This is a genomic window from Prauserella sp. PE36 (assembly GCF_003311655.1).
In the GTDB taxonomy this organism is placed as follows: domain Bacteria; phylum Actinomycetota; class Actinomycetes; order Mycobacteriales; family Pseudonocardiaceae; genus Prauserella_A; species Prauserella_A endophytica.
The window spans coordinates 18,725-34,983 of sequence record NZ_QEQT01000110.1; the positions used below are offsets into that span (position 1 = coordinate 18,725).

Below are 16,259 nucleotides of genomic sequence, written 5' to 3' on the forward strand. Positions count from 1 at the left end.
CGGGTGGGCGCAGTGAAGGTGGCCTTCACTGCATCCGGCTAGGCGAGACCGTTCTCGGCGAGGAAGTCCTCGGCGATGTCGAGCGGGTTGCGCTTCTGTTCGGTGAACTCGACGTTGAGGTCGGTCAGCTTCTCGGTGGTCAGCGCGGCCGACACCGCGTTGAGCGCCCGCACCTCGCGCTCGCTGAGCGTGCCCTTCGCGACGAACGGCACGATGTTCTGCGCGGGGAACATGTCCTTGTCGTCCTCGAGCGTCACGAAGCCGTTGCTGCGGATCGTCGACGAGGTGCTGAACAGGTCGGCCACCTGCACCTCGTCCGAGCGCAGCGCCTCGACGGTCACCGGGCCGCCCGTGTCGGTGGTGCGGATCTCCTTGAACTCGCAGCCGTAGAGTTCCTTGATCTTGGCCTGCCAGCGGTCGGCCCACTGCCCCGGCCCGCCGAACACCAGCTCGCCGCAGCGGGGCGCGAGGTCGGAGACCGTGCGGATGCCCTGGTCGGCCAGTTCCCTACGGACCACCATCTCGTCGCTGTTCTCGGCCGGGGCCGCCTCGAGCACCTCGAACTGCTCCGGCAGCTTCTGCCGCAGCTCGGCGTGCACCTCCTCGGGCGTGGTCGCCTGGCTGTTCTCGTCGAAGTACTGCAGCAGGTTGCCGCTGTACTCGGGCACGAGCGACAGTGAGCGGTCCTCGAGCGCCTTGACCACCACCTCGCGCCCACCGACCGGCGGACGCACGGTGACGTTCTCGGCTCCGGCGTTGCGCAGGGCACCCGCGTAGATCTGGGCGAGCAGCAGGCTCTCCCCGACGTCCGAGGCGCCGATGATGATCTCTCCGCTTGGCCCGCCCTCGGCGCCGCCCTCCAGTGGGTTGCCGCACGCGGTTGCCAGCAGGCCGACCGCCGCGACCATCGCGAGCAGTCGCCGCCTCATGCCGACACCTCCTTCTTCGTGCCCGCCTCGGCGAGCCGAACGCCCCGGGGCACCAGCGCCCGCTGGACGGCGGCGAGCACGACGTCGAGCACGATCGCGAGCAGCGCGGTGAGAATGGCGCCCGCCGCGACCTCGCCGTAGTCCAGAATGGCCAGTCCGTCGAGCAGGTACCGGCCGAGGCCGCCGAGGCCCACATACGCCGCGACCGCCGCCGTGGCCACGAGCTGGAGCACGGCGTTGCGCACACCGCCGAGCACGAGCGGCAGCGCGATCGGCACCTCGATCTGCCACAGCCGCTGCCCGCCGCGCATGCCCATGCCCTCGGCGGCGTCGACCACCGCGCGGTCCACCGCCTGCAGCCCGGCGTAGGTGCCGGCGAGGATCGGCGGGATCGCGAGCACGACGAGCCCGATGATCGCGGCGACGTCGCTGTCGGTGAACAACAGGAAGAGAAAGGTCACCAGACCCAGCGTCGGCAGGGCGCGGATGACGTTGCCGCTGCCGACGAGCAGCACCCCGCCGCGTCCGGTGTGGCCGACGTAGAGCCCGATCGGTACGGCGATGACCGAAGCGAGGACGAGCGCGAGGAGCACGTAGCCGAGGTGCTGGAGCACCCGGGTCGGCACGCCGTCCGCGCCCTGCCAGTTGGCCGAGCTGGTGAACCAGTCGATGATCTCGCCGATCACACGGCCACCTCCGTCCTCACCGGGGCCGCCGTGCGGTCCCACGGGGTCAGCAGCCGACGCGACAGCACCAGCAGCAGGTCAACGACCAGAGCCAGCAGCAGCGTAAGCACGATCCCGACCACGATCGGCGAGAAGTACTCCCGCTGGAATCCGTCGGTGAACAGCACGCCGAGCCCGCCGACGCCGATCAGCGCGCCGACGCTGACGAGGCTGATGTTGCTCACGCTCGCGACGCGCACCCCGGCCGCGAGCACCGGTACCGCGAGCGGCAGCTCGACGGTCAGGAACCGCCGCGCGGGCCGGTAGCCCATCGCGGTCGCCGAGGCGATGACGGCGGGCGGCACGGCGTCCAGCGCGTCGAGCACGGGCCGGACGAGCAGCGCAGCGGTGTAGAGGGTCAGCGCCACGACGACGTTGATGCTGTCGAGCATCTTCGTGCCGATGAGGCTGGGGATCATGACGAACAGCGCGAGCGAGGGAATGGTGTAGACGAGGTTCGCCAGCACGAGGATGACGCCCCTCGCGCGCGGCCAGGCCCGGCCGAGCCAGCCGATGGCGATCGCGAGGACGATTCCGAGCACGAGCGGCAGCAGCGCGAGGTAGCAGTGCTCGGCGAGGGTGTCGAGGATCTGCTCGCGGTTGTTGGCGCTGCCGAGGTACTGCCCGAGCTCGTCGAAGAAGCTCACCGCGTCACCCCCTGCGGATGGTTCTCGATCACGTCGAGCACCTGCCTCGCGGTGACCACGCCGATCGCCTTGCCGTCGGCGTCCACCACCACACCGAGGCTCGCGGGCGACGACAGCGCCGCGTCGAGCGCGCCGCGGATCGGAGTTCCCTGCTGGTACAGCGATCCACCCGCCAACAGGTCCGATTCGGAGAGATCACCATCCACTGTGGACGACGGCGGCAGCCAGCCGCGCGGCTCACCCGCGTCGTTCACGGCGAGCCGCCAGTCCGTGCTCTCCCCCGGCGTGCCGCCGACCCGCACGGTCGGCACGTCCTCGACGAGCACGTCGCCCGCGGAAAGGAACGACAGGCCGCGGTAGCCGCGGTCCTTGCCGACGAACCCGGCGACGAAGTCGTCGACGGGGTGCCGCAGCACGTCGGCCGGGGTGCCGTACTGCGCGAGCCTGCCGCCGACGCGCAGCACGGCCACCTTGTCGCCGAGCCGCACCGCCTCGTCGATGTCGTGGGTGACGAACACGATCGTCTTGCCGAGCTGCGACTGAAGGCGCAGCAGCTCGTCCTGCAGACCCTCGCGCACCACCGGGTCGACGGCCGAGAACGGCTCGTCCATGAGCAGCACGGGCGAGTCGGCCGCGAGCGCGCGGGCGACGCCGACGCGCTGCTGCTGCCCGCCGGAGAGCTGTGCGGGGTAGCGCTTGCCGAGCTCGGCCGGAAGGCCGACGGTCTCCAGCAGCTCGGCGGCCCGCTCGCGCGCCTTTCGCTTCTCCCAGCCGGAAAGCAGCGGCACCGTGGCGACGTTGCTCAGCACCGTCCGATGTGGAAAGAGGCCGGCGTGCTGGATGACGTAGCCGATGCCCCGGCGCAGCAGCGCAGGGTCGGAGTCGCGGACATCGGCGCCGTCAAGCAGGATCGTGCCGGACGTCGGCTCCACCATCCGGTTGATCATCCGCAGGGAGGTGGTCTTGCCACAGCCGGAAGGACCGACGAAGACGGTGATGGTGCCGTCCTCGATGGTCAGGTTCAGATCGTCGACGGCAACGGTGCCGTCCGGGTATTTCTTCGTGACGCCGCGGAACTCGATTCCCATAGCCCACTCCCCTCTGGACGGACCCGCCCGACCGTAGTCGAGATCGGCCGCGAAGGCACGGCGTTCCAGCATCTAGGCTGACCTCGTGACTTCCCCGCTCGACGCCTTCGGCGTGCAGGCCAGGCCGCTCCGGCTCGCCGTCTCCCTCCTCGCGCACGGCTGGCAGGAGTTCGACGAGCTGGTGCGTGCGACGGCGGAGCCGAGGCGCGGCGTGGAGGAGCTGCTGGCCGCGTTCGGCGGCGACCTCGAACGCGAGGGCACCGCCGTGCGGCTGCGACCCGATGCGGTGCCGCGCTACCGGGAGCTGGCCGGTGAGCCCGCGGAGCCGGGCGACCTGCTCGTCGCCATGGAGGCGGCGATCTCGGACGTGCCGCCGCCGTTGCCCGCGCTCGACCACGTGCAGGCGACGCCCGAGACCGTGGTGGCGAGGGCCCGCTGGCTCGACGAGCAGTACGACCTGCGCCGCACTCGCCTGACGTTCGTCGGCGACCACGACCTCACGTCACTGGCGGTGCACACGCTGCGCCCCGAGGCCCGGCTGACGGTGGTCGACGTCGATGACCGGATCCTCGAATACCTCGACCGGCGCAGCGAGCGCTCCATTCGCACGGTGCACACGGACCTGAGATTCGGCCTGCCGCTCGCGGTGGCCGGGATGGCGGACGTCGTGTTCAGCGATCCGCCCTACACGCCGGAGGGCATGGGCCTGTTCGCCGCCCGTGGCATCGAGTGCCTCGCCGACCCGCCGGAGGGACGTCTGGTGCTCGCCTACGGCTACAGCCCTCGGCACCCGGCCCTCGGGCACCAGGCGCAGCGGGCGCTGCTCTCGCTCGGGCTCGCGTTCGAGGCGATCGTCCCCGCGTTCCATCGGTACGCGGGCGCACAGGCGATCGGCAGCGCGGCGGACCTCTACGTCTGCCAGCCCACCGCGCGGGCCCGCAAGAAGGGCAAGGGCAAACAGCAGGGCATCTACACGCACGGCCCGCAGTCGGTGGAGGCGCGCAGAACCCCGGCGGCGTTGCTGGACGCGCTCGTCGCGCTCGCGGCCGAGACCGGCCAGGACGTGACCGTTCGCGACGCCGACTGGACGAGGCCGGCCACCGTGCCCGACGGCACTGCCGTGGCCGTGGACCTCACCGCCGACCCCGGTCCGTGGCTCGCCCGCGTACTGCTGGCCGTGAACGCCGAACGCGTCGCGCTCCTGGTGCCGAACGCGCACCCCGACCTCGGCGACGCCCGCTCACAGCGGGCGCTCACGGACCTGGTCGCGCCGAAGTACCGGCTGCGCCTGCTGCGCAGCACGCCCGACAACAAGCACGCCGTGGTGGTCGCCGACGCGGAGCCCGGGAACGCGAACGCGGCCGTGCGCGCGGTCTGGACCCGCGCACACGGCCGCGTCGGCAACCTCTGGCCGCAGGCACCCGCCGACATCGCGGACCTGCGGCTCATCGACCTGCCCAGGCACCGGATCGCGGAGATCCGGGCGGCACTGGGCTGAGGGTCACGCCGTCACACCGTCCGACTCCGCGGCCTTGGCCACCGCGGCGGCCACCTCGGCGGCGACCCTCGGGTCGAGCGGGCTCGGCACGATGTGGTCGGCGGCGAGCTTGTCGGCGGCCACCGACGCGATCGCGTCGGCCGCGGCGAGCTTCATGTTCTCCGTGATCGACCGCGCACCGGAGTCGAGCGCGCCCTTGAACACGCCGGGGAACGCCAGCACGTTGTTGATCTGGTTCGGGAAGTCGCTGCGCCCGGTCGCCACGACCGACGCGTACTTCGCGGCGACGTCCGGGTGCACCTCCGGGTCCGGATTGGACAGTGCGAACACGACCGAGTCGCCTGCCATCGTGGCGAGCAGGCTCTCGTCGATGGTCGAGCTGGAGAGGCCGATGAACACGTCGGCGCCCTCGAGCGCCTCGGCGAGGCCACCGCGCAGCCCGGCGGCGTTCGTGGTCTCCGCGAGCTGCTCCTTGATCGGGTTCAGCCCGCCCCGGCCCGCGTGGACGATGCCCTTCGAGTCCAGCACCGTGACGTCGCCGACACCGGCGGCCTGCAGGATCCGGGTGCACGCCACCCCTGCGGCGCCCGCGCCGGAGATCACCACGCGCTGGTCGGCAATCGCGCGGTCGAGCACCATGTTCGCGCCGCGCAGCGCGGCCAGCACCACGATCGCGGTCCCGTGCTGGTCGTCGTGCATCACCGGGCAGTCGAGCGCGGCCTTGAGCTTGTCCTCCAGCTCGAAGCAGCGAGGGGCCGAGACGTCCTCCAGGTTCACCGCGCCGAACGAAGGACGCAGGCGCACGAGCGTCTCGACGATCTCGTCGACGTCGGTGGTGTCGAGCACCAGCGGGATCGAGTCCAGCCCGGCGAAGGTCTTGAAGAGCACCGACTTGCCCTCCATCACCGGCAGCGACGCGCTCGGCCCGATGTCGCCGAGGCCGAGTACCGCGGTGCCGTCGCTGACCACCGCGACGAGCCGGTCGGCCCACGTGTAGCGCTTCGCGAGCGCGGCGTCCTCCGCGATCGCGCGGCTGACCTTGGCTACTCCGGGGGTGTAGGCGATGGAGAGGTCACGCGCTTGCGTGATGGGTCGGGTGGTGGTCACCGAGAGCTTGCCGCCCTCGTGACCACCGAAGATCTCGTCGTCGCTCACCTGAGCTTGGGACACGTCAATCTCCAGGGCTGAAAATTCAGGGGATCGCCGCACGGCGTCCCCAGCTGTGTTGGGCTCCTCGGTCCCGGCTGACCGGCGCGGTAGCGCCGCCTTTCCGGGCGAGGCGTCCGTCGAGGCCCGTGGTCGAGGCTGTGCCGCGGACGCGGCGGTTCGCTCAGTGTGACAGGCCGGACCGGGTCATGGGCGCAGGGGTGCGGTTTAGATCACAGAATTTGCCGGATCTGCCCTGGTCAGACGGGTAATAGCAAGACGACCGTCCGGCTTGGGATGTGGCGGCTAAGCTGCGCGGCATGGATGTGCGCGAGCTGGCGGTGCGGGACGCCTACGAGTTCGTCCCCCCTCGTTTTCCTGATCAACGCGGACTTTTCGTCGCGCCGTTCCAGGAGCCCGCGTTCCTCAAGGCCGTCGGGCACCCGCTCACGGTGGCGCAGACCAACCACAGCGTGTCCAGGAAGGGCACGATCAGGGGAATCCACTTCGCCGACACACCGCCGGGTCAGGCCAAGTACGTCTACTGCCCGAGGGGCTCGCTGCTCGACGTGATCGTCGACCTGCGGGTGGGCTCGCCCACGTTCGGGCAGTGGGACGCCGTCCGCCTCGACAGCACCGGGTTCCACGCCGTCTACGTCGCCGAGGGCCTCGGCCACGGCTTCGTCGCGCTCGAGGACGACACGGCCATGGCGTACCTGTGCTCGACCGGCTACAACCCGGGGGGCGAGCACGGCATCACGCCGCTCGACCCTGAGCTGGGCCTGCCGTGGCCCGCCGAGCTCGAGTTCATTCTGTCCGAAAAGGACTCCAGCGCGCCCACGCTGGCCGAGGCCAGGGACGCGGGACTGCTTCCGGACTACTCCGCCTGCCGAGCCCGCTACGCCCAGCTGCGCGCGAACGGCTAGACCCACCCGCAGTGAAGGCCACCTTCACTGCGTTGAACGCAGTGAAGGTGGCCTTCACTGCGGTCACCCTCGCTGGCGGAGGTCCTCCGCGAGCACCCGCTCGATGTTGCGCTCGGCCAGCGCCGTGATCGTCACGAACGGGTTCACGCCGGTGCTGCCCGGGATGAGCGAGCCGTCGTTGACGTAGAGGTTCGGGTAGCCGCGCACCCGGCCGTAGAGGTCGGTCGCCCTGCCCAGCACCAGCCCGCCGAGCGGGTGGTAGGTGAACCGGTTCTCGAACGGGCGCGTGTCGCCGAACAGGTCGTGCCGGTAGATCGTGCCGTTGGCCCTGTTGACCCGGTCGAACAGCGCCTTCGCGGCGTCGATCGTCGGTTGCCCCTGGTCGGCGGTCCAGTTGAGCCTGGCCGAGTCGCTCGTGGCGTCGTAGGTGAAGTGCCCGCGCTCGGGGTTCTTCGTGATCGCCAGGTACAGGCTCACCCAGAGCTCCAGCCCCGCCGGCATGGGCGCGATCTCGGCGAACACCGGGTGCTCGGGGTCGTCCCACGCGTCGATGCCGAGCGCGGGCATGCCCGACTGCACGGTGCCGGTGGTGTCCCACATGTGGTTGGCCCTGCCCAGCATGACGTTGCCGTTGGTGCCCCAGCACTGCCCGACCTCGCCGCTCAGCTCCGGCAGCGCACCCGTCTCGCGGGCCCGCAGCAGCAGCTCGGTGGACCCGAGGCTGCCCGCGCCGAGGAAGAGGTAGCGGGTGCCGATCTCCCTGGTCGCCACCACGTTGCCGACCTCGTCGAGCTCGCGCACGGTGAGCCGGTAGGTCCCGTCGGACTGGCGGTGGATGGCCCGCACCTCGGTCAACGTCCTGATCGTGACGTTGCCGGTGCCCAGCGCCGCGGGCAGGTAGGTCTTGTCGAGCGAGCGCTTGCCGTGGTTGTTTCCGTAGATGACCTCGGAGGCCAGCGCGGAGCGCGGAACTTCCTTCGCCTCCTCGAGGCGCATGTAGTCGAAGTCGTAGACGCTCGGCACGAACGTCGTGGTCAGCCCGGCCTTGTCGGCATGCTTGCGCGAAAGGCGCGCGTACTTGTACGAACGGCACGTCTCGAACCACGCCGGGTCGATGTGGTTCACGCCCAGCGCGGCGTTGGCCCTCGGGAAGTACTTCCCGTACATCTCGTCGGCGTCGACCGAGGGCAGGATCTCCTCGAAGTAGTGCCGCTTGGGGGTCACCGCCATGGCGCCGTTGACCAGTGAGCCGCCGCCGACGCCGCGGCCGACGTAGACCGACATGTCACCGTGGTCGACGCGGTCGAGCACACCGGTGTAGCGCTCGATGTCGCGGTTGACGACGTCGATCCACAGGAACGACGCGAGCGGAGCCTCCGTGCGCGTCTTGAGCCACATGGAGCGCTTGTCGGGCCTGAGCATGCCGCTGAAGACGTTGCCGTCGTCGGCGGGCGTGTCCCACAGCCTGCCCATCTCGAGCACGAGCGTCGGGACACCCGCCTCGCCGAGGCGCAGCGCCGTCACGGCGGCTCCGTAGCCGGTGCCGATGACGACGGCCGGGGAGAAGTCGGTGCGCCGCTGCGATGCGGACGCGCCGTTCGCGGAGATCGTGGTGAGCCCGAACGCGGCGGCGGAGCTCAGCGCGCTCAGCCCGAGGAAGCGCCTGCGGGACAGCGGGGAAGGCATGGCGCGCATGCTGCCGGGCACGCCATCACCCCCACAAGCTCAAACCCGAGCGGCGTTCACGTCAACTGGGTAAACACCGTTAAGTTTCACTCGCCTGGAGGAGTCAGCGCTGACTCCTTCTGGGTGTGACCCAGATCGTGATGGTCGCCGTCACCACGGCCTTGCCGCGGCGGTCGGTGACCGTCACCGGGACCGGAACCTCGACACCCTCGTGACCGGCGCCGCCGACGTCGAGCGGCTCGGCCAGCTCCGCCACCGCCACCAGCGACGTCTCGGCCTTCGCGAGGTAGGACACCGTCATGCCCTTCGGGATCCACCGGTGCGTCGAGGGCACCGTGGCCTCGGCGAGCATGCCCAACGCGGCCTCGGCGAGGTTGCACGCGGCGATGGCATGGAAGGTCCCGATGTGGTTGTGCACACCCCACCACTTGGGCGCGCTCACCTCCGCGCGACCGGGCCGCAGGTCGCGTACGTACGGCAGCACGGTGCGGAAGTACGGGGCACGCAGGCACACCGCGGCGGAGAAGAGCGCCCGGCCCGCCGTGGTCCCGGAAAGCTTGCGCCACGCCGCGTATGTCGAGTTCGAAGTCGTCATGGGCGCCATATTACTCATGAGTAACCGGTCGGGGGCGCCGCTATATTCGCAGGCGTGGACCAGCATGTGCTCCTCCTTCTCCGTCACGGCCAGACCGAGTGGTCCGCCGCGGGCAGGCACACCGGCCGCACCGACCTTCCGCTCACGGCCGTCGGGGAACGCCAGGCGCACGCGGCGGGCCGCACCTACGCGCTCATGCACGGCGGCACGTCACCGGCGCTCGTGCTGAGCAGCCCCCGCACGCGGGCCGTACGCACGGCCGAGCTGGCCGGGCTCGCCGTCGACGAGACCACCGAGGACCTCGCCGAATGGGACTACGGCGACTACGAAGGCCTCACCACGCCGCGGATCCGCGAAACCGTGCCGGGGTGGACCGTGTGGTCGCACCCGATGCCCGGCGGAGAGAGCGCGGCGCAGGTCACCGCGCGGGCCGACAAGGTCCTCGATCGCGTCCGGACCGCGCTTGCGGGCGGCGACGTCGTACTTGTCGGGCACGGGCACTTCAGCCGTGTGCTGATCGCCCGCTGGCTCGGCCTCGAAGCGAGCGCGGGCGTCCATTTCAAGTTCGATCCGGCGAGCATCACGGTGCTCGGCGACGAGCGCGGCCGCCCCCAGATCCAGCACCTGAACGTCCCGCCGTCCTGACGACGAACCTCACTTGACCCTGTCCTGCCTCAGGCCGGTGCTTGGGCGCGCCCAGCCGGGAAGCGAAAGCCGACCAATTCCTCGGAGACCTTCCAGATCCGGCGGGCGTCGTCCGCGCTGCGCAAGCGCGAGTACAGCTTCTGTTCGGCCGGAGGGCCGGAGAGGTGCCGGAAGCCGCTGGGCCCGTAGAGAAGGCCGCCTTGGGCGCTGGGTGACGTCGCGGCGTAGAGCGCGGGCAACAGCGCCGTCTCCACCTTCCCGAACAGGATGCCGCGCGCGGACAGTGCGCGGATGAACCGCACCAGCGTGGTATCGCGTTCGCGGCCGACCTCCGGCCGCGCGGCGAGAAGATTGGTGGGGGTCACCCCGGGATGGGAGAGGTTGCTCGTGATGCCCCAGTCGCCGTCCCGGCTGCGCCGGTCGAGCTCGAGGCCGAACAGGCCGAACGCGATCTTCGACTGGCTGTAGGCCTGGTTGCCGTTGTACTTCCCTTTCCACTGGAGATCGTCCCAGTTGATGGAGTGCTGGTTGGCGGCGATGCTGATCTGCGAGGTGATCCGGGCCTTACCCGCGCGCAGCAGCGGAAGCAGCCGGGCTACCAGGGCGAAATGCCCGAGGTGGTTGGTGCCGAACTGCAGCTCGAAACCGTCCTTTGTAGTCTGCCGATCGGGCGGCGTCATCACTCCGGCGTTGTTCACGAGGATGTGGATCGGCCGTCCCTCCTCGGTGAGCCGGTCCGCCACCGCGGCGACGGACGCCAGCGAGGACAGATCCAGGTCACGCAGGGAGATCCTGGCGTCGGGGTGCTCACGGCGGATCTTCGCGATCGCGGCCTCGCCCTTGCGCGGGTTGCGGACCGGCATGATGATCTCCGCACCTGCTGCGGCGAGCCGGGTAGCCAGGCCAAGGCCGACGCCGTCACTTGCTCCGGTGACCACCGCGAGCTTGCCGGTGAGATCGGGAACCGGGATGTCCGGCGTGGTCTTTGCCATCGTTCTTCCTCCTGCCGGTTGGCGTCGTCCGTGGTGGCTCGGAGTTCGAGGCCGGACTTGCCTCCGAACCGGGCGGGGATGCCCGGCCTCGAGTCGTGGGCGGTCGGCCATTCCCACTGCTTCACGCCGGGCACTGCCCTGACCATGGCAAGTCCATCCGGACACTGCCTGACACCTGTCAGATTAGGTGTATTCTGACAAGTGTCAAGCGTTGTCCCCGGGTGGGTGAGCCGGAGTCGTGGGGAGAATGACCGCATGGCGGCAGAGGAGTCGGTGACCGGCGCGGCGCGAGGACCGGGGCGACCCGGGGCGGGCGCGCGTCCGGTGCCCGACGAGGCCGAGATCCTTCGACGGGGGATGGAGGCCTTCGCCGAACTCGGCTACGACCGAACCTCGGCCAGAGAGCTCGCGAGACGCCTCGGCGTCAGCCACAACTTCATCAACGACCGCTACGGATCCAAGGCCAACTTCTGGCGGACCGTGGTGGATTCGCTCCTCGAACGCGACCAGCGGGAACGTCAGCGGCTACTCGAAGCCGACGTCGACGACGCCGAGCGGGTTCGTGCTGTGATCGTCCACTTCTATCAGGCCGCCGTCGAGGCGCCGCTGCTCGGCCGCTTGCTCGCCGACGAGTTCTCCCGCGAGTCAGAGCGCCTGGACTACCTGTACGAGAGGTATGTGGCGCCGACGCTGGGGCCGCTGGTTCCGGCCGTCGAACGGCTCATGGCGGCGGGCCGCCTGCCCACCGTGCCCATGGATGTGCTGTTCTTCGCCGTGATCAGCCCGGTTGCCGGCCTGGTGCAACTGCCGCTCGCACATCGGCTCGGCCGGGCCGAACCGGTCACCAGGGAAAGCCAGACACGCACCGCGCGGGAACTCGCGGATCTGATCGTCAACGGGTTGCTCGGCCCACACCCGCGTTAGCGCCGGAAGGTCGGCGTGCTCGCGCGAGGCCGCGGGACGAGTGGCCGGTCTACCGCCTCACCGACGAGCCGCTGCGCACACTGGCGAAGAGCGAAGCCATGCCTGACGATCCTCTGCCGGCGAGCGGGGTCAGCGTGGTGCCTCGCCAGGCGGGACAAGGCCCTCGCAGGGCGGCCTAGTCCTGGTCGGGTTCGCGCTGGGCGGCGCGGCCCTCGAGGCCGCCGCGCCGCGCGGCCTCCTCCTCGGTCTCACCCTCCTGCTGACCGAGCACCCACGCGCGCGAGGGCCTGCGGAAGAGCAGCACCACCACCGCCGCCCCGGCGATCATGATCGGCACACCGAAGCCCGGCTGACTGGACGGCCCGGCGGCGTACCACCCCACGCCGACGAGCACCAGGCTGATGACCAGCGCGGGCGAGCGCGCCCACGTCTTGCCGAGCAGCAGCCCCCCGGCGCACGCCAGCACACCGAACCCGAGCACGAGGTAGTAGGCGACCTCGGCGTAGACGTTGTTGCCCGCCACGGGCGCCTGTCCGAGGAACTCCACGACCAGCACCACGCCGATCGCGAGCAGCGCCAGTCCTGGCAGCGCGGTGAGGGCACCGGCGAGGCGCACCTCGCGCGGCGCCGGGGAGAACTTGTCGGCGAGCGACACGGGACGCCTTCCCGTCAGATGACCGTGCGTGAACACTTTCGATGGTATGCCACCCGGACGGCCGTTTTCGGGCGGCCGGGCCACGAGCAAAGATCTGGTTGTCGTCGATGAGCCGGCGGTCGGCCGGGGTGCACTCGTCACGGCGGAAGTTGTCGTTCGGGGTAGGACGAACGGAGGGCAGCGACCGGCTGAGGCAAACGGGATCGCGGGTCCACGACCGCTCACGACAGCTCGCGGCGCAGTGACGAGTTTCGCAAGTATTAGTTCGGGCAACCGGGCCGCGTGACGCGTGAACTCACCTACTCTGCGGTAGTGCGTGCAGTTCTCGTCGTGAATCCGCAGGCAACCGCTACCACTCCCGGTGGTCGCGACGTGCTCGCGCACGCGCTGGCCAGCCAGGTGAAACTGGACGTCGTCGAGACCGACTACCGCGGTCACGCGATGGCCGTCGCGCACGCCGCGGCGCGGGACCAGGTCGACCTGGTGGTCGCGCACGGCGGGGACGGCACGGTCAACGAGGTCGTCAACGGCCTGCTGGCCGACACCGACGGCAAGCCCGGCAGGTACGGCCCGGTGCCGATGCTCGGCGTCGTGCCGGGCGGTTCGGCGAACGTCTTCGCGCGGGCCCTCGGGCTGCCGAGCGATCCGGTGGAGGCCACGCACCGGCTGCTGCACGGGCTCGAGGAGAAGAGCGGCAGACAGGTCGGCCTCGGCCTCGCCGGCGACCGCTGGTTCACCTTCAACGCCGGGATGGGCTGGGACGCCGACGTGGTCGGCGAGGTCGAGAAGCGGCGCGGCAAACGAACGAGTCCCTCGCTCTACCTGCGGACGGCCGTGCGCTGCTACCTGCGGCCGCCGAACGGCAGGCCGGCCCTGACGGTCCGGATGCCCGGCGAGGAGCCGGTCGAGGTTCACACCGCGTTCGTGTCCAATACGGACCCGTGGAGCTATCTGGGCTCGCGGCCGGTGCATCTCAACACGGAGTGCTCGTTCGACACCGGACTCGGCCTGTTCGCGCTGCGGGGCATGGGGCTCGCCACGGTGCTGCGGCACGTCCGCCAGGCTCTGCGCAGCCGCAGCAGGCACCGTGGCAGGCAGTTACTGCGTCACGACGATCTGCCGATAGTCAGCGTGACGTCTGAAGTCCCGGTAAACTTGCAGGTCGATGGCGATCTGGTCGGGCAGCGGACCCGGGTGGAGTTCATCAGCGTGCCGAGGGCGCTCACGGTTGCGTTATGAGTGGTTGCGGTCGGTCAGCAACATCGACTGATCGCCTCCGGCAAACTCCATGGTGCCGCTCAGCGACGGAGAAGCTCCGTTCACCGCAAGACGTTGCGCGACGGGCGGAACTGACAAGCGCATATCCGCAGGTCAGGCTAGTCGCTCGCGCGGGTGAGCTGACTCACCGATTGCCAGAAAACACTTGTCGAACTCGGTGACTCGTGAAAGCATTCACAAGCACCCCAAGAAACGACCGCCATGACGACTGGCGCGGAACGCCGCGCCCTTAAAAGGAGCTCAAGGAAATGGACTGGCGCCACCGCGCGGCCTGCCGAGACGAGGACCCGGAACTCTTCTTCCCTGTGGGGACCAGTGGTCCTGCTCTGTCGCAGATCACCGCGGCGAAGTCCGTGTGCCACCGCTGCACCGTCGCTTCCGACTGCCTGGCCTGGGCACTGGCCAGCGGCCAGGACGCCGGCGTGTGGGGCGGCATGAGCGAGGACGAGCGGCGCGCGCTCAAGCGTCGCCGTGCCCAGATCGGCACGCGCAGCAACTTCTGATCGCACTCAAGCGAATGCCTTTTGCCACGTAACGCTTTAACGCAATTCAAACAGCGGCAAAAGGTTTGAGGGCCGGCATCCGTCTCGGGTGCCGGCCCTCAAGCGTGTGTGCGGTTGTTTGGTCGCCGTTAATGCGCGGCACCCCTGCCGCAACGCGCACCCCTACCGCAGTGAAGGCCACCATGCCCGCGTGGAATCAGGCCCAGCGCCGCGTCAGCGTCTCCGTTTGGGTGGTGGAGGGAGACGGGTTGATCAGGCACAGCGGCGCGTCAGCGTCTCCGTTTGGGCGGTGGGGGGAGACGGGCGGGCGCAGTGAAGGTGGCCTTCACTGCGGTCGGCGAGGCTCCGGGGCCGGGCGTCAGACTCGGCGGCTCAGTGGAATGCGCAACGCGGCCTCGGTGCCGCCGGACCGGCGGCCGGAGGAGTCGCCGTCCCGCACGCCGCGCAGCGACAGGGACCCCCGCAGTTCCGACTCCACCAGGGTCCGCGCGATCTGCAGTCCGAGACCATCGGCCCGCTCCAGCGAGAAACCGGCGGGCAGGCCCTTGCCGTCGTCGCGCACGATGATGTCGAGCCAGCGCGCCGAGCGGGTCACCCGAATCTCGACCTGCCCTGGCCGTCCCGGCACGAAGGCGTGACCCACGGCGTTCTGCACGAGCTCGGCGACCACCATCACCAGTGGCGTGGCGATCTCCGCCACGACGACGCCGAAGGAGCCGGAGCGGGTGAGCTTCACGTGCGCCTCGGCGGTCGCGACCTCGCCCACCATCGGCAGCACGTTGTCGAGCAGCTTGTCGAGGTCCACGCGCTCGTCGACGGACATCGACAGCGCCTCGTGCACCATCGCGATCGACGACACGCGCCGCACGGACTCGCTCAGGGCCTGCCGCGCCTCGTTGCTCTGCGTGCGCCGCGACTGGAGCCGCAGCAGCGCGGCCACCGTCTGCAGGTTGTTCTTGACCCGGTGGTGGATCTCCCGGATCGTCGCGTCCTTCGACAGCAGCGCCCGATCGCGCCGCTTCACCTCCGTGACGTCGCGTGCCAGCACCAGCGCGCCGGCCGGGCGCCCCGCGGGCCGCAACGGCAGCGCCCGGAACAGGACCACCGCCCCTCGCCGCGACTCCACCTCCGTCCGGCTGCCGGGCTTGCCGTCGAGCGCGTCGAGGATGCGGTGCGAGACCTCGGTGGCGTCGAACGGGTCGCGGATCAGCGACCGCGTGAGCGGCGCGAGGCGCGTGCCGATGAGGTCCGACTCGTAGCCCATGCGGTGGTAGGCCGACTGCCCGTTGGGGCTCGCGAACACCACCGTGCCGCTCTGGTCGAGCCGGATGAGCCCGTCGCCGACGCGGGGGCTGGTGTGCACGTCGGTGCCGCCGTCGGGGCTCGGGAACGTGCCGTCGGCCATCATCTGGCACAGGTCCGCCGCGCTGCCCAGGTAGGCGATCTCCAGCGGGCTCGGCACCCTCGGCGACGCGAGGTTGGTCTCCCGGCTGAGTACCGCGATCACGCGCTCGCCGAACTTGACCGGCACGGCCTCCCTGCGCATCGGCAGGTCGCGGTACCAATGCGGGTCCTCCTCGCGGCAGAGCCGAACCTCCCGCATTGCCCTGCCGAGCTGCGGGTGCTCCCCGTTCGTGAACCGCGTGCCAACGACGTCCTCTGGATGAGCGGTCGGGCCGGTCGTCGGGCGCACCTGCGCGACACAGACGAAGTCGCCCTCGCCCTCCTCGACTGGCACCCACATCAGGAAGTCCGCGAAGGAGAGATCGGCCAGCAGCTGCCATTCGGCCACGACCATCTGCAGATGGTCGACCGCCTCACCAGGCAGTCCGGTGTTCTCCGCGAGCAGCTCGGCTAGCGTGGACATGGCTTATTCGACCACCGAACGTCATCCTCGATCACGGTGCGCAGGCCACGCACCGCCGTCCGCAATACAACCAGAGCGTGGTGCCCTCGGCACACCTCTGGCGGGCAGCGTCACTCCCCATGACACACTAGATGGAGCCAGTCATGGAGGAGTGA

16 protein-coding genes are annotated in these 16,259 nt (G+C 70.1%); 6 read left to right on the forward strand and 10 right to left on the reverse strand.

Going from position 1 to position 16,259, the window contains the following annotated elements:
- Nucleotides 1-38: 38 nt before the first annotated feature.
- Genes DI005_RS35360 through DI005_RS35375 form a run of 4 tightly spaced genes read right to left on the reverse strand, consistent with a single transcriptional unit; the run spans nt 39 to nt 3,389 of the window.
- Nucleotides 39-929: an ABC transporter substrate-binding protein gene (locus DI005_RS35360; RefSeq protein ID WP_199543499.1), complete on the reverse strand. Its 891-nt coding sequence runs from the start codon at nt 927-929 to the stop codon at nt 39-41.
- Nucleotides 926-1,615, reverse strand: a complete 690-nt coding sequence (locus DI005_RS35365) for an ABC transporter permease (RefSeq protein WP_113644952.1) — start codon at nt 1,613-1,615, stop codon at nt 926-928. The genes DI005_RS35360 and DI005_RS35365 overlap by 4 nt, the downstream gene beginning before the upstream one ends.
- Nucleotides 1,612-2,301, reverse strand: coding sequence for an ABC transporter permease (locus tag DI005_RS35370; protein ID WP_112270993.1), 690 nt, complete (start codon nt 2,299-2,301; stop codon nt 1,612-1,614). Before DI005_RS35370 ends, DI005_RS35365 begins: the two co-directional genes overlap by 4 nt.
- Nucleotides 2,298-3,389, reverse strand: a complete 1,092-nt coding sequence (locus tag DI005_RS35375) for an ABC transporter ATP-binding protein (RefSeq protein ID WP_113644953.1) — start codon at nt 3,387-3,389, stop codon at nt 2,298-2,300. Before DI005_RS35375 ends, DI005_RS35370 begins: the two co-directional genes overlap by 4 nt.
- Before the next feature lie 85 nt (nt 3,390-3,474).
- On the opposite strand from DI005_RS35375, the gene DI005_RS35380 reads away from it, so the two are divergent.
- Nucleotides 3,475-4,887: a bis-aminopropyl spermidine synthase family protein gene (locus tag DI005_RS35380; RefSeq protein ID WP_233520431.1), complete on the forward strand. Its 1,413-nt coding sequence runs from the start codon at nt 3,475-3,477 to the stop codon at nt 4,885-4,887.
- A 3-nt stretch (nt 4,888-4,890) separates the two neighbouring features.
- Here the strand turns inward: DI005_RS35380 and DI005_RS35385 are convergent, their stop codons facing one another.
- A complete protein-coding gene (locus DI005_RS35385) occupies nt 4,891-6,057 on the reverse strand; it encodes an NADP-dependent malic enzyme (protein ID WP_199543500.1) in 1,167 nt (388 codons plus the stop codon).
- A 296-nt stretch (nt 6,058-6,353) separates the two neighbouring features.
- Here DI005_RS35385 and DI005_RS35390 point away from each other — a divergent pair, with 296 nt between their 5' ends.
- Nucleotides 6,354-6,959 (forward strand): dTDP-4-dehydrorhamnose 3,5-epimerase family protein, encoded by a 606-nt coding sequence (locus tag DI005_RS35390; RefSeq protein WP_113644954.1) that lies wholly within the window; start codon nt 6,354-6,356, stop codon nt 6,957-6,959.
- Between the two features lie 63 nt (nt 6,960-7,022).
- Here DI005_RS35390 and DI005_RS35395 read toward each other — a convergent pair whose 3' ends face one another.
- Together DI005_RS35395 and DI005_RS35400 are read right to left on the reverse strand one after the other, a co-directional pair.
- A complete protein-coding gene (locus DI005_RS35395) occupies nt 7,023-8,654 on the reverse strand; it encodes a GMC oxidoreductase (RefSeq protein ID WP_199543520.1) in 1,632 nt (543 codons plus the stop codon).
- Between the two features lie 94 nt (nt 8,655-8,748).
- A complete protein-coding gene (locus DI005_RS35400) occupies nt 8,749-9,240 on the reverse strand; it encodes a hotdog fold domain-containing protein (RefSeq protein ID WP_113645066.1) in 492 nt (163 codons plus the stop codon).
- Nucleotides 9,241-9,294: 54 nt separating this feature from the next.
- Here DI005_RS35400 and DI005_RS35405 point away from each other — a divergent pair, with 54 nt between their 5' ends.
- Nucleotides 9,295-9,885, forward strand: coding sequence for an acid phosphatase (locus DI005_RS35405; protein ID WP_112270985.1), 591 nt, complete (start codon nt 9,295-9,297; stop codon nt 9,883-9,885).
- A 29-nt stretch (nt 9,886-9,914) separates the two neighbouring features.
- Here DI005_RS35405 and DI005_RS35410 read toward each other — a convergent pair whose 3' ends face one another.
- Nucleotides 9,915-10,877, reverse strand: a complete 963-nt coding sequence (locus DI005_RS35410) for an SDR family oxidoreductase (RefSeq protein WP_113644955.1) — start codon at nt 10,875-10,877, stop codon at nt 9,915-9,917.
- A gap of 255 nt (nt 10,878-11,132) precedes the next feature.
- Here DI005_RS35410 and DI005_RS35415 point away from each other — a divergent pair, with 255 nt between their 5' ends.
- The gene (locus DI005_RS35415; RefSeq protein WP_113644956.1) at nt 11,133-11,801 is read left to right on the forward strand and encodes a TetR/AcrR family transcriptional regulator; all 669 of its coding nucleotides are present in this window, start codon (nt 11,133-11,135) and stop codon (nt 11,799-11,801) included.
- Nucleotides 11,802-11,976: 175 nt separating this feature from the next.
- Here DI005_RS35415 and DI005_RS35420 read toward each other — a convergent pair whose 3' ends face one another.
- Entirely contained in the window at nt 11,977-12,456 is a 480-nt protein-coding gene (locus DI005_RS35420) for a hypothetical protein (protein ID WP_113644957.1), read from the reverse strand.
- Between the two features lie 312 nt (nt 12,457-12,768).
- Here DI005_RS35420 and DI005_RS35425 point away from each other — a divergent pair, with 312 nt between their 5' ends.
- Nucleotides 12,769-13,695, forward strand: coding sequence for a diacylglycerol kinase family protein (locus DI005_RS35425; protein ID WP_113645067.1), 927 nt, complete (start codon nt 12,769-12,771; stop codon nt 13,693-13,695).
- Nucleotides 13,696-13,982: 287 nt separating this feature from the next.
- Nucleotides 13,983-14,237: a WhiB family transcriptional regulator gene (locus DI005_RS35430; protein ID WP_110337660.1), complete on the forward strand. Its 255-nt coding sequence runs from the start codon at nt 13,983-13,985 to the stop codon at nt 14,235-14,237.
- 358 nt (nt 14,238-14,595) lie between these two features.
- Here the strand turns inward: DI005_RS35430 and DI005_RS35435 are convergent, their stop codons facing one another.
- The gene (locus tag DI005_RS35435; RefSeq protein WP_112270977.1) at nt 14,596-16,104 is read right to left on the reverse strand and encodes a sensor histidine kinase; all 1,509 of its coding nucleotides are present in this window, start codon (nt 16,102-16,104) and stop codon (nt 14,596-14,598) included.
- Between the last annotated feature and the right edge of the window lie 155 nt (nt 16,105-16,259).